General features: G+C 59.2%; 9 protein-coding genes. All 9 read right to left on the minus strand.

The features are described from left to right. Positions 1 to 1,214 (minus strand): sulfatase (locus tag PLJ71_04410; protein HQM47905.1); only part of this gene is annotated, 1,214 nt, incomplete at its 3' end. Between the two features lie 49 nt (positions 1,215 to 1,263). Continuing rightward, positions 1,264 to 2,217 (minus strand): AEC family transporter, encoded by a 954-nt coding sequence (locus PLJ71_04415; protein ID HQM47906.1) that lies wholly within the window; start codon positions 2,215 to 2,217, stop codon positions 1,264 to 1,266. Between the two features lie 9 nt (positions 2,218 to 2,226). Beyond that, positions 2,227 to 3,540: a diguanylate cyclase gene (locus PLJ71_04420; protein HQM47907.1), complete on the minus strand. Its 1,314-nt coding sequence runs from the start codon at positions 3,538 to 3,540 to the stop codon at positions 2,227 to 2,229. A 255-nt stretch (positions 3,541 to 3,795) separates the two neighbouring features. Beyond that, positions 3,796 to 5,220 (minus strand): PDZ domain-containing protein, encoded by a 1,425-nt coding sequence (locus PLJ71_04425; GenBank protein HQM47908.1) that lies wholly within the window; start codon positions 5,218 to 5,220, stop codon positions 3,796 to 3,798. Further along, entirely contained in the window at positions 5,217 to 7,910 is a 2,694-nt protein-coding gene (glnD, locus tag PLJ71_04430) for a [protein-PII] uridylyltransferase (protein HQM47909.1), read from the minus strand. Before glnD ends, PLJ71_04425 begins: the two co-directional genes overlap by 4 nt. Continuing rightward, positions 7,907 to 8,695: a tetratricopeptide repeat protein gene (locus PLJ71_04435; GenBank protein ID HQM47910.1), complete on the minus strand. Its 789-nt coding sequence runs from the start codon at positions 8,693 to 8,695 to the stop codon at positions 7,907 to 7,909. The genes glnD and PLJ71_04435 overlap by 4 nt, the downstream gene beginning before the upstream one ends. Next, a complete protein-coding gene (locus PLJ71_04440) occupies positions 8,695 to 10,485 on the minus strand; it encodes a BatD family protein (GenBank protein HQM47911.1) in 1,791 nt (596 codons plus the stop codon). The genes PLJ71_04435 and PLJ71_04440 overlap by 1 nt, the downstream gene beginning before the upstream one ends. A gap of 2 nt (positions 10,486 to 10,487) precedes the next feature. Beyond that, positions 10,488 to 11,438 carry a hypothetical protein gene (locus tag PLJ71_04445; GenBank protein HQM47912.1) on the minus strand — a complete coding sequence of 317 codons (951 nt, stop codon included), beginning with the start codon at positions 11,436 to 11,438 and terminating at the stop codon, positions 10,488 to 10,490. Next, on the minus strand, positions 11,431 to 12,531 hold the full coding sequence (locus PLJ71_04450) for a VWA domain-containing protein (protein HQM47913.1): 1,101 nt from the start codon (positions 12,529 to 12,531) through the stop codon (positions 11,431 to 11,433). Before PLJ71_04450 ends, PLJ71_04445 begins: the two co-directional genes overlap by 8 nt. Positions 12,532 to 12,538 lie beyond the last annotated feature (7 nt).

The following is a 12,538-nucleotide window of genomic DNA, read 5'->3' on the forward strand; positions in this document are numbered from 1 at the left end:
TCGCCCGGAAGTTTCCAGAGGAACGGCACACGAAGCTGTTCTTCATAAAGCGTTTTCCCGTGGTCGGTTCCGCCATGTTCCCAAAACTCTTCCCCGTGATCCGACAGCACAAGGATGGTCGTGTTTTCGTACATTCCGAGGCGCTTCAGTTCCTCAACGGCCCTCCCGAACTGAGCATCGGTGTACGCGATCTCAGCATCGTACAGGTCAAGGGCCTTCCGCCGCGCGATCTCCGTAGGCGTTCCTTCATAAACATCCGGCTTGAACTTGTCCTCAAACCCGCCGGGGGGCTCATACGGTGCGTGGGGGCCCATGGCGTGCACGTAGACCAACCAGGGGCGCCCCGCCAACGACGGCAGCATTTCGAGAAAGCGGTCCACGAGTTTTGCGTCGTCCGCGTGTTGCCAGTTCGTCGAATCCACATCGGTATGCGTGTCGAACTCCGTTCCAATGTTCCAGAGAGGCAGACAATTGAGGTTCGTCACTATGCCGTGCGTTTCGTACCCGAAATCGTGCAGCGCCGTAGCCAGCCGGGGAAGGTTCTTCCGCACCATACGCAGACTGTCGTTCGCCCCATGAGTCGGCGGATAGGTGGCCGTTAAGAGAGACGCAACAGACGGCCGCGTCCACGATGACGGAGGCATGAGCTGCTTGAACTGGACGGCATCCTCGCAAAAGCGGTCGATATTGGGCGTGGTATCGCGCTGATAGCCATAGCAGCCCGCGTGATCCTGGCGCAAGGTATCGATAAGGAAGATGAGAATGTTGGGATGCGCCTGCGTGCCCCCAGTGAGTTCACAAGTTCCCAAAACAAAAGAACTCTTGCACTCCAGCCGCACCCGGCACTGCGCGCCCGTTTTCTCCGACAGGTCAACTCTCGCAAGAGCCCATTTCTCCGGGCCGGCACTCTTGAATGCAGCCGCAGAGGTCTCACCAGCCCACACCCGTACGTGAACTGGCGCGGGGTGTTCCCCATCCTCAAGCATGGATAGCCGGAACGCGCCCCCTTCCGGCACTGCTCCCAAGTCAAGCGTGTGTTCCCCCCCAGGCAGGACATAGCCGCGCCCCCAAACCGTTTCACGCTCGATCTGAGACCGTTCAAGATCCGCGAGACGCAGTGTTGCGGCGGAAGGCGGTAACGGAACCCGCAAACCACACCCCAGGACGGAAGCTGCGGTTAGAATCGCTATCCACGGCACGAAGTACTTGGTCATGGTGAGAGCCTATCATTGAACGGTCCGCACGGACAATCCCGATGACGGCTTATTGTCCCGTGACACACAAGAGCAGGTACAACAGAATGGGCACAGTGGCCATGCTGAAGAGCGAGGACCACGACACCGCGCTCGCGAGGAACGCGGGCTTTACCTCGAACTGCACCCCGAAAACCGCCATCCCCACCGCCGTTGGACTACTCACCTGAATCACAAATACGCTCGCCTCCGTTCCGTGAAGCCCGAGGCTCCATGCCGCGGCCGCCGCGAATACAGGCGCGGCACAAAGCCGGAAGAAGCATGCAAGAAACACGTCCAAGCCGGTATCCAAACGCGTCTCCGCCAGCTTTACCCCAAGCATCATCAATTGCACGGGGATTGCGGCCGCCGCCAGAAGCTCCACGGCGCGCATGAATATGAGCGCAAGAGCGTCGAGTACGCCGGAGCCGCTCCATTCGGCAGGAGGGCGCCACCCCAGCCGCTGAAGCGCAAGCGCAAGGAAGAACGCGTAAATCATCGGGAATTGCAGAACGCGTCTTACGGCGCCAAGCACCGCGTGGCGGCTCCGATGGGCGATGTAGATGCCCAACGTGTTTTGCAGGAAACTGCCGCAAACGAGAACGATGATAGCCAGAGGAAGCGTCTGCTGGCCAAAGGCAAACAGAACAACCGGCAGGCCAAAGTTGCCCAGATTCGGGAATTGCGTCAGCAAGAACGCGCTCTGCTGCGCCCCTTCCAGCTTGCGCAGACGAGCCACCCCGTACAGGGAGGCGAGCATCAAGAACGTCACGGCGAGGGACGCGCCAGCGTAGCGTGCGAATAGGCCCCACTCGATCACGCGCTGCGACAGGCCGTTGAAAACAAGACAGGGAATCAACAGGTAGAGATTGAGCGTAGAGAGGGTCTTGACGTCCAGGGGAAACGCACGCCGCACTGCGCAAGCGGCGCCAGCCACCAGAAATACCGGCAATACGGCCGAGAGTACAGCGAGAAGTGTGGACACCGTACCCTCCTATGCCACACAAATAGCATTCTTGCCGCGGGATTTCGCCTTGTATAAGGCATCATCAGCCGCTTTCATCAAGGCATTCCCATCCATGGAATCACGGTATTCAGCTATACCGATACTCATTGAAGTTCCATAACACTCGCTCTTTTCGAAGGCAACGCGTATGCGCTCGGCCACGGTTTGCCCAATGGCGGCATTGGCCGAACGGACCAAGACACAGAATTCGTCTCCGCCGTTGCGAAATCCCGCATCCAGCGAACGAATCTGTTCCAGAATCGCCTGGCCGGCGCTGCGCAGCACACTATCGCCTACGGGATGGCCATAGCGGTCATTGCACTGCTTGAAGTTATCCAAATCGATGGAAAGCACCGAAAGCGGCTGCTTATTCGCTTGCGCATTTCGAACGGCGGTTTCCAGGTGCACCCGCAACGCCCGCTGATTGTAGAGACCCGTCAACCCGTCTCTGGCTGCCCTCTCAACAAGTTCCTGTTGAAGGGCCTTTTGCTCCGTGAGGTCCTTGCACGCAACATGCACGAACCGCTCATCGCCGTCGCCGATAAACGTTATGCCCAAGTCAACAATCGCCAGAGTGCCATCGGACGTCTCGATACACATGTCAGACAACGTTCCCCGCCCCGTTCTGGAGACCGCCGCGAAAACCTGCTCGAGACGCACCCGGCTGGGACCGTTCAATAACTCTCTGAAATCCCGATGAAGCAACGCCTCGCATTGGCGGCCGCAGAGATCACAAAACGCCTTGTTCGCGGCGCGCAGACACAAAGTCTCCGCATCGAGCACCAGGGTTGGCATCATGTTCAGTTCGAAAATGGCCCGATACTGGATGTCCCCGCGCTCCCCGTTCGATGCAGTGTCTTCCACCGCCTTGACTCGACGAAGAATGCGTTCCCGGCCCCAAATAAGCGTTCTCCGTTGACGCCGTGTTTCAAGCACACGCATGACTCTTGCCTCGAGTTCCTCGAGAGGAAAAGGCTTGGAGACAAAGTCGCTGACGCCGGCGCCCACGAATTCGATATAGGGGCAGGGGTTTGCGCGGCCGGTTATCGCGATTACGTCGATCTCCGGCCATCGCTTCTTGAGGTCCTCCACGAACTCGAGGCCGTGCGCCCCGGGAATCTGCATATTGACAATAACAATATCGAAAGGTTCGGTTTCAAGGACCCTCGCGGCGGTGTCCCCGTCGCGAACAAGCCGAACCGGACACGCGAAGCGCTCGCGCATCATAGTCAGGAGAGCATCCCCAAACGCAGGATCGTCGTCGGCAACCATAATGCGGGTATGAGCATAGGATTCGTTCATTGTTGCTCCACTTCCCCCCGCAAAATGCGCTGAGTCTACCAACGGGCTTGCCTACTGTCAAAAGTCTCCTAGCCAGGTATCACGGATATGCTACCAGTATTGCCCTCGCTTGGTCGCGAAGCTCCTTGTATATCAGTCGAATCTCCGTTTCGTTGATCCGGGCGCCGCTCGCTGACCCGACAAACGTGTCTTGCACGCCAGCCCGCGAAACGCTGCCAGGTTCCGCGGGCTGTGCGCTGCTCGACAGGCCGTCTGTTACTCCGGCTTGTAGTCAACAGGGACCTTCAATACGGCAACAGTCGGAACGTCCTCGCCTCGATACAGGCGAATCAGGACCGATGCCCCCGGCTGCGCCTGCTCTTTCATAAGCCGGCGGAAATCACCCACATTTTCGACGGGCTCTTTGCCCACGCGCACCACAATATCCCCCGCCTGAATGCCGGCCTTATCCGCGGGACTGTTGAACTCGACATCCGAGACGATCACGCCTGTAAGTTGCTCTTCCACCCCGAGCCGCTGGCGCAACTCGTCCGTTAACGGTTGCGTGCGCAGTCCCAGGATGTTCTCAGTTGCGTCTTTCGGAGTCTCGAGTTCGGCTTCGGGGAATTCCTCGAGTTTCACATCCAGCTCAATGGGACCGCCATCGCGCCAGACCTCGACTTTGACGGCCTCTCCCGGCCTGATATCGGACACCTTCACTTTCAGGTCGGTGTCGTTTTCTATGACGATTCCATTCACCTTGCGCACCACATCGTCAGGCTTGATCCCGGCCCGTGCCGCAGGCGTGTCTTCCGATACATCGATGACAAACGCGCCCTTCGTGTCCGGCAACGCCAATGCCTCGGCGTACTCCTCGGCAGGCTTGATATAGACTCCGAGATATCCCCGGGTTACCTTACCTTTGGAGATCAAGTCCGGAATGATCTTCTTCGCGGCATTGACGGGAATCGCGAATCCCAAGGATTCGGCGCCATACATGATGGCCACGTTGATTCCGATCACCTCCCCATCGATGTTGCACAGAGGCCCTCCGCTGTTGCCGAGGTTGATGGCGGCATCGGTCTGGATGAGGTCCTGAAAACGAAGGCCCAACTCCAAGCCTTCCCGCCCTAGTGCGGTGATGTGCCCGAATGACAGTGAATCTTTGAGCCCCCGCGGGCTGCCTGCCACCACACTGAATTGCCCGACACGCAACGTGTCCGAGTCGCCTAATGCAGCCACGGGAAGGTCAAACCCAGCCTCGACCTTGATTACGGCGATGTCGGTTTGGGGGTCCCGGCCCACGGTCTTGGCATCGAGCGTTTGGCCGTTCCAAAAACGCACCTCTATGGATTGCACGCCTTCCACCACATGATTGTTGGTAACAATATAGCCATCTTTGCTGTAAATGAACCCCGAACCGGAGGCCTCTCTTCGCGGCGCGGGGCGCGGCACTCCGTCGCGCGGGGCGGGGACGTTGAAGAACCGGAAAATGTCCTCCGGAATCTCGCCGTTGCCCGAAAACCCTTCAGGCAGCGCGCTCTTGACGTTGATATTGACCACGCATGGGCGGATCGTGTCTCCAACCGCAATGAAGGCGTTCTCCAGTTCCTGGAGCAAGTCCGGTGCGGCATAGCTCGTAAGCGAGAACGCCATGACGGCCCCCAGAATCACCACAGCCGCCGGTTTGCGATGTCTCATCGTGTCTCTCCTTTTGCGTCCATCGAGGACCGGGGATGAATTGCGTGATGGATCTCCTCACGAATCGCCTCCTGCTCTTCCGGGTCCTCGACTCTCTTGTTGTCTCGTGTTACGTAGAATGAGTCGCGCACACGGCGCGCATCGGTCACGATGCGCGCCGTTGAAATGTTCAAATTCAGTTTCGCCATGGCGCGCGTGATATCATAGAGTAACCCAGTTCGGTCTCCCGTTTCGATATCAATCACCGTGTGGGTCCGCGAGGACTGGTTATCGAATTCGATGCGTGTTTTCACGGGAACCCGCGGCTGAAGCAAGGCAAACAGTCGCCGCCGCGAGTTGTTTACGTAATCCTGCACATCCTCGAATTCCAACAATACCCTGCGCAGCACATCTTTTATAGAATCAATCTGGGCAGGAGTGAGCGGCGCGCCCCGCCGCATGTCTTCCACCATGAAAGAATCTATCACATAACCATCGGGACGCGTGAACAGCGCCGCGGTCTGGATATCGACCAGTTGCGAGGCAAAACTCCCGGCAATCTGGCTGAACAAGCCGGGACGATCCTGTGTGCAAATGACAATCCCCGTCATGCCCGCCATATCATTTGTGCTCGTTGCCATCGCCAACCCTTTTTCTTTGCCCTCCTTCACGTAGTCCAGGTGCGCCACGATTTCCTGGGGCCGGAAGGCCGCCAGGTACCGCTGCCCCAGGCCTCTCATGTGTTCTAACGCGTCTTGCTCCTTCTCGGGCGCGAGCAATGCCAGAACGCGTTTCGCCTTCGGGGAAGTCCAGAACTCCTGGCCCACGGCCTCCGCCGGACCCAGGAGGCGCTGCACGGTGCGCAAGTAAAGCTGCATCAACAGCGCCCCTTTCCATTCGGTCCAGACGCCGGCGCCGACCGCGCGAAGGTCCGCGTACGACAACAAGAACAAGGCACGCAGCCGCTGCTCGTTCTTTATCGTGTCCGAGAACGATTCCACGATTCCTTCGTCGCCCGTATCGCGGTACTGGCTGAGGTTTGTCATGAGCACATGATGCCTGACCAGAAAGGCGATACGCTCCTCGTCATCCTCCGGCATGCCTACCCGGTTGCAGATGAGCCGCGTCAGCCGAACGCTCTCCTCAATGTGCACATCGCCGAAAGCCTTTCCCAGGTCGTGAAACAAGAGCGCCATAACCAATATGTAGGGGTCGGTCAAGTGTTCGAGCGCTTCCCGAAGACAGCTGCGTATGGAGCCATCGAGGTCATCGATCCTGGAAAGGGCTTCAATTGCGCGAAGCGTGTGTTCTCCAACAGGATAGCTGTGAAAGTCCTGATCGCGGATCATATTCTCGATTTCGCCGAATTCAGGCAAGTAACGAGCGAGGAAACCGCACCGCGCAGCTTGACGCAGAGCATGTCCCGCCTGCATCGGGCGGTTGCAGATCGCCACAAAGAAACGCCGAACGAGATCGCTGGAGCAGAATGCCGCATTGACAAGGTGCAGATTGGCCCGCACAAGCCGCTCAGCCGGCCGGCTCAGCGTCGCCATATGGCGCGCACACTGCCAGAAGGTCTCCATCAAACGGGCAGGATTGTGCGCATACCAGTAAGGGTCGCCGCCTCCAACGTAAAGCGCCCCTTCCCGCACTTCCACCTCCGGAATGACGTCCTCGCGGCGTGGGCTGAATGAGGCAACCGATTGCTGGTGACAGATGCGCGCGGCGACGTTCAGAAGCTGGCGCAGTTTGGCCGCGGAAGCATAGTAGTCAGACATCAAGCCGGAAAGGTTTACCGTGGACTCTTCAGAATATCCGAAAGCTTCGCAAATACGCCGCTGGTTGGCGAAAAGGAGGTCGTCCTGAGGTTTTCCGGCGCTGAAGTGCATTTCGTTTCGCACCCGCAAGAGGAAATCAAGCCCCTTCACGAAATCGAGGTGCTCATCGGCGGTCAGAAGGCCTTGGCTCACCGCTTCCTCAAGCGTGTTGACGTCGTAAAGCATCATCAGCAGCCACAAGGCGGTGTGGTAATCCCGCAACCCTCCTGCGTTTTCCTTGATATTGGGTTCCGCCGTATACAAATCCCGATATTGCGGGGGAAGCCCCGCCGTGCGATCAAAGAGCTTCTGCTCGACGAAGGTCTCTAGCGAGGGGCCGCGCATCTGCTCACGCAACAACAATTTGAGCCGGCCGAAAACCGTGCTGTCTCCGACCACATGCCGGCCTTCGAGAAGACTCGTCAGAACAGCCGTGTCCCGGCGGGCAAGTTCGAGTGATTCATCCATACTGCGGACGGCGAACCCCACCCGGAATCCGGCATCCCACAGAAACGGCACCAGGTATTCGTCTAAAGCCCCGATTTGGTCGTTCAAGGTCCCCTCATACACCAGCGAGATATCCAAGTCAGAACATGGATTCATTTGGGCGCGCCCGTAACCGCCTAGAGCGCAAAGAGATACGCGCGTGCGCAGGCTGCGGCTGCCGGGGATATCAGCCAGCGCGAAACTGAACACGGCATGCAGAATCCTGTCCGCCATTTGCGACAAGTCCGCTACCACGTCGCTTCCCGAAATACCCTGGCTGTGGCGAAGCTGGATGGCGGCGCGCGTTTCCAAGGCAAACTGGCGGACGCCTTGGAGACAGAACTCGCGGGGCGGCGCTTTCTGCTTCACTTGAGACTGCTTTACGATGGCTTCAAGAGAATCGGTCACCCGGCACCGCCCGTCCGCGATTGCTCCGGCGGTTCCGGCGCGGGAGGCGCGGGTTCATACGGAGGCCCGACAATCGTCATGGCGTTTGCCTGGGTCCATCCGCGCCGTCCGTCCGATGTGGCTATCCGCAACCATTGACCCCGGCGTTCTTCAACAAGAACGCGGTCACCCGCGAATAATTCAAAATGTACCCTGTCAGTATCACCAATGACGTATTGCACGGGAACACGTTCCATACTGGCAACCGCGAGTGCGGGAGGATGCGCCTTTACCCATGCGGAGACCCCAAAGGCGAGGGTCCAGATGGCAATCGCGATCAGGAGGGGCCGCGAATACACAAAGGTCCGCCAGCGCCGGATGCAAAGTATCGTCCAGAAAACACACCACGACACAAGGGCAACAACGCAGACGGCGCGCGGCGCCAGCCGTGCATGCCAGAAAAGGACCGTTTGCTCCAACCAGGAAGGCAACGGCGGCGCAAGGTTCCGTTCGCGCGTTGCGAGGGCATGGTCAAGGTTCACTCGGGCGCGCTCAAAGTCCGGCGCCAGCCGAAGTGCCCGTTCGTAGTTGGCCACGGCAGGGCCCAGCCGTCCCGCACAGAAGTAAGCGTTTCCAAGATTGAAGAAAACCACCGGGTCGTGTACTCCGTCCGAGATCAGCCGTTCGTAGATGGTGGCGGCCTCGGAATAAGCGCCTTTTCCGTAAGCCGCGTTCGCCTGCTCGAAGAGCGCTTCAGGGGAATCCGCCCCCACGGCCGACACCAGTATAGAGAACAGAAGCGCCATCAGCGAGATTCCTTCTCGAGCCACCGATCCAGGCATTCCATATTGGCATCAGCCGCTTCAACGAGGGATTCAACCGTCTCCCGCGAAAGCGACGCTGCGCCGTACCGTCCCCTTTCACAGCAGCACAAGATCTCGAGGAGCTTCGCGGCGGATTCGTGCTGGATTGCCCGGCCCTCGAGCAAGTCCCTCACATCTGCCGGCGTCATTCCCGCTTCCGGCAAGTCGAATTTGTCGGCAATATAGCCATTGACCGCGCGGCACAGAGCATCAGCCGGATCGGCCGCATTCACCACGCCTCGCAATCTCTTCCGCATCCGTGATTTCGCGCGGTACGAACGCGCGTACGGCCGGTCCTCCGCAAACCGCCGTTTCCGCGCGGTCCACAAGACCACCAGGCCATAAACCAGGGGCGGCCCTGCCAGCACCATCGCCGTGCCCGCCTCGGAGAGAGAGGCCCGATACAGCCGTCTTCCCGCCGTGACTATAGGCATCATTCCGGCGTTGGCCATGTCCGCCCGCGCGGATTCGGAAGGCATGGCCGCGCCCGCAACATACCGCCGGTGCTTTTCGCCGCTCTCCTCGACAGTCACAAGAAAAGCCGGCGTCTTTTCCGTGACAAACCGCTCTTGAACAGGATCGAAGTAACAGAACTCGACAGGGGGGATGGCAAGAGAACCGGGTTTGAGAGGTGTGATTTGGTACGAAAACGTCGTCTCGGCTGTCACCCCTTGCGGGTCCGTAATGGGCTGCATTGCGCGCTCGGGTTCGGAGACATGGGCGTCTTCAATGTGCCCGAGTTTCGGTTCGCCAACCGCCGCAGGATTGCCCGTTCCGTTCACTCGAATGATTAACATGATGGGCATGTTCTGCTTGACGCTCTTTGGCGTTACCTGCGCGTCCAGGGAGTATTGGCCCACTGCCCCGTTAAAACTGGGCGGGCGAGGAGGCAGAGGCTTCACGGTGACATCAATCGGCTCCGTCTTGAGTTCCAACGGCAGAGAACTTAACCCGTGAACTGTCCGGGCTTGCACGACCGCATTCCATTTCCAGGCCGGAATCTGCAACTCGCCCGGCTCCGTCGCAAACAACGTTTGCCGCCAGCGGGCGACATGGTACCGCCGTCCACCCCTGTCCTCGTAAGCCTCGTCCACCGCCTCGGGCCGTTCGGGAATGCTGTAGAAACCCTCCGTCTCAGGAAACGCGAATTCGATGCCCCCCTCCGGCGAGCTCACACGGATCGACCTGTCCGCAATACGGTAGCATCGCAGCGTAAACGACACCGGTTCCCCAACATACACCTCCGTCTTATCAACTTTGGTATCCAGAAAGATGACGTCCTCGACACGCAGCTGGGCGGTATTGTTGTCCTCGGGCTCCTCGCGGCCAGGAGGGACAATCGGCTGCCCGCCGCCTGTGGAAGTGGCCCGCACCACTACAGGGTCGCTTTTGACAGAGGCGCCGTCGACCGTCACGGTGAATGCCGGGATCGTGATCACTCCTTCCTTTAACGCCAGCGCCCTGAACCCCAGCCGGGTAGAGTTCTGGTTCTTGCCCATGATCGAAGAAAACGAACTCTCTTGAATCGACGGACGGCGGTCAAGCTGCAGCCCTTCCACATTGGGCGTTTCTACTTGACTGACATTGCCTCCTTCCGTCTCGACAAACACGTAGAAATACTGACCGACTTCCACCGTTTCGCTGCTCGCGTAAACCCGCAACGAGTCTTCACCCGCAAGCGCCGCCGCCCCCGGCACGCTCAAGATGATCAACACTTGTATCCAACGCGGCATCGTTACCACCATTCTTTGCGAACATGTGAGTCCGGCACGCCGGTCCGCAAATCCTGTTGCTCGCGCTTATCCTGCGCCTCAAGCGACTGAAGAATGGCCTCCATCGTTTGACGGTCTTTCGTGTCCTCCTGGTCTTTGCTGTCGGAAACGTCTTCTTCGCTTGCTGATGCGGCTGCCTGCTGTTGGGCCTTGGCCTGCTGTTGCTGTTGTTGCTCGCCGTCCTGTTTCTGTTGCTCTTGTTCGTCCTGGGCTTCCTGTTGCTCCTTCTGCTCTTCCTGGTCCTGCTCGCCCGGCTTGTTTTGGTCCTGCTGTTGTTGCCCCTGCTGTTGCTGTTGCTGGTCCTGCTGCCCTTCCTGCTCCTGCTGCTCCTGCGACTGCTCGTTGCTCTTTGGGGGATTCTGCAGCATGCGTTTCAGCAAATACCGCATATGGTCCAGGTTGTGTCGGGCTCCTTTGTGGTCCGGGTACCGTTCCAGGACCTGTTCATAGGCACCTACGGACTCTTCAAATGCGGCAATGACCGCTTTTTGATCGCCGAGAGCGACTCGTTGTTTGGCGATCTGCGCGACGCTGTTGGCGTGGTTGAGAGAGGCGTCAACCCGCAACCATTCGTCGCGGCTGGTCATGGCCTGCCCGAACGCATCCCGCGCAGACTCGAAGAACTCGATGGACCCTTGGGGATCCTGCAACGCGGAGACGCTTTGCCCTTCCTCGTAATCGGCGCAACCCAAACTGTAATAGACGATTTCATCCTCCGGGTGCTCGATCTGCAGGTTCCTGTACACTTCGCGCGCGCCCTCGAAATCTCCGCTGTTCAGCAAGGCATTGCCGTATTCGATCCGGTCGCGAAAAGACTCCGCGCCCGCTACGCTCCCTGAGACGGTTCCGCACAGGCACAGCAGTGCCGCAATCAATCCGCGGCTTGCGGTCATTCTCTTTTGCGCTTTATCCATGTTGTTTTTCACCCTGAGCCTGCGCTTTCCGCAGGCTTCCCCACGTGCGCAACCAAGGCATCACCGCCAACCAGAGGCTTTCCGCCGCGAACAGCATGATAGCCGCGGCCAACGGCCACTGGTAACGATTCACCAACTGCAACCGCACATCGCTCTCCACCAGACGGCTCTCGAGACGATTCATCGCCTCACGCACCTGCTGGATGTCCCAATCGTCCGGGGTAGCGGCCACATACGGCCCGTTCCCCGCCTCGGCAACACGAATCAGGGTTTCTTCGTCCAGTTTCGATATGTGCGTCGCGGCGCGGGCGCCCGCTCCCCGCACGCCCTCACGCGTCATCCATGTGGGGATCTCAATCTCGGCGCCGTCCGGGTCGCCCACTCCAATGACGTAGACGCGGCAATAATCAGCCGCCTCTTTCGCCGTCTCAACGGCGTCGCCAGATACCTCCTCGCCATCGGATATAAGCAATATCGCCCGGGTGTCGCGGGCAAACTCGTCCATCTTCGTATCTTCGTCTTTAAAGACGTCCACGGCGCCCGCCAGGGCCGCCGCGATGTCCGTACCTTCGCGGCTTATCGAGTCGGTATCCACGGCGCCGAGAACGGCCTTGAAATACCCGTGGTCCAAGGTCAAGGGACATTGGAGGCCCGCAGCCCCTGTAAACGCGATAAGGCCGAACCGGTCTCCGGGCGAGTTGTCCACCAGCGTTACCACCTTTTGTTTGGCCCGTTCGAGACGGCTGGGCAGCAGGTCCGTCGCGCGCATGCTTTCCGATATGTCCAGGCAGACCAGAACGTCGCGGCTGTGTTTGCGCACTTCCTTCCACGCGCGTCCCCAGTGCGGCTGTGCCAGCGCCAGCAACAGGCAGCAGAACCCTATGACCGTAAACCAGAACAAAGGCCGGCGGATCCGGGCGTCGTAACCGCCCACCAGTGAACGCAACAACGTGTGCTGAACGAAACACGATATACGGCGTTTCCGGCGGCTCTCAAGCCAGTACAGCCCCGCCACCGTCAGCAGCAACAAGACGGCGTCCGCCGCCAGCCACCACGGCAACTGCGACACTGGAAATCCAAAACCGAACGTCACGCCCGCC

The organism is Candidatus Hydrogenedentota bacterium (assembly GCA_035416745.1).
Classification (GTDB): Bacteria; Hydrogenedentota; Hydrogenedentia; order Hydrogenedentales; family SLHB01; genus UBA2224.

What these genes read in the sequence shown, in the direction of transcription:
- PLJ71_04420 (HQM47907.1), bottom strand. Translation starts at nt 3,540, where the DNA reads ATGAACGAATCCTATGCTCATACCCGCATTATGGTTGCCGACGACGAT.
- PLJ71_04425 (HQM47908.1), bottom strand. Translation starts at nt 5,220, where the DNA reads ATGAGACATCGCAAACCGGCGGCTGTGGTGATTCTGGGGGCCGTCATG.
- PLJ71_04435 (HQM47910.1), bottom strand. Translation starts at nt 8,695, where the DNA reads ATGGCGCTTCTGTTCTCTATACTGGTGTCGGCCGTGGGGGCGGATTCC.
- PLJ71_04440 (HQM47911.1), bottom strand. Translation starts at nt 10,485, where the DNA reads ATGCCGCGTTGGATACAAGTGTTGATCATCTTGAGCGTGCCGGGGGCG.
- PLJ71_04445 (HQM47912.1), bottom strand. Translation starts at nt 11,438, where the DNA reads ATGGATAAAGCGCAAAAGAGAATGACCGCAAGCCGCGGATTGATTGCG.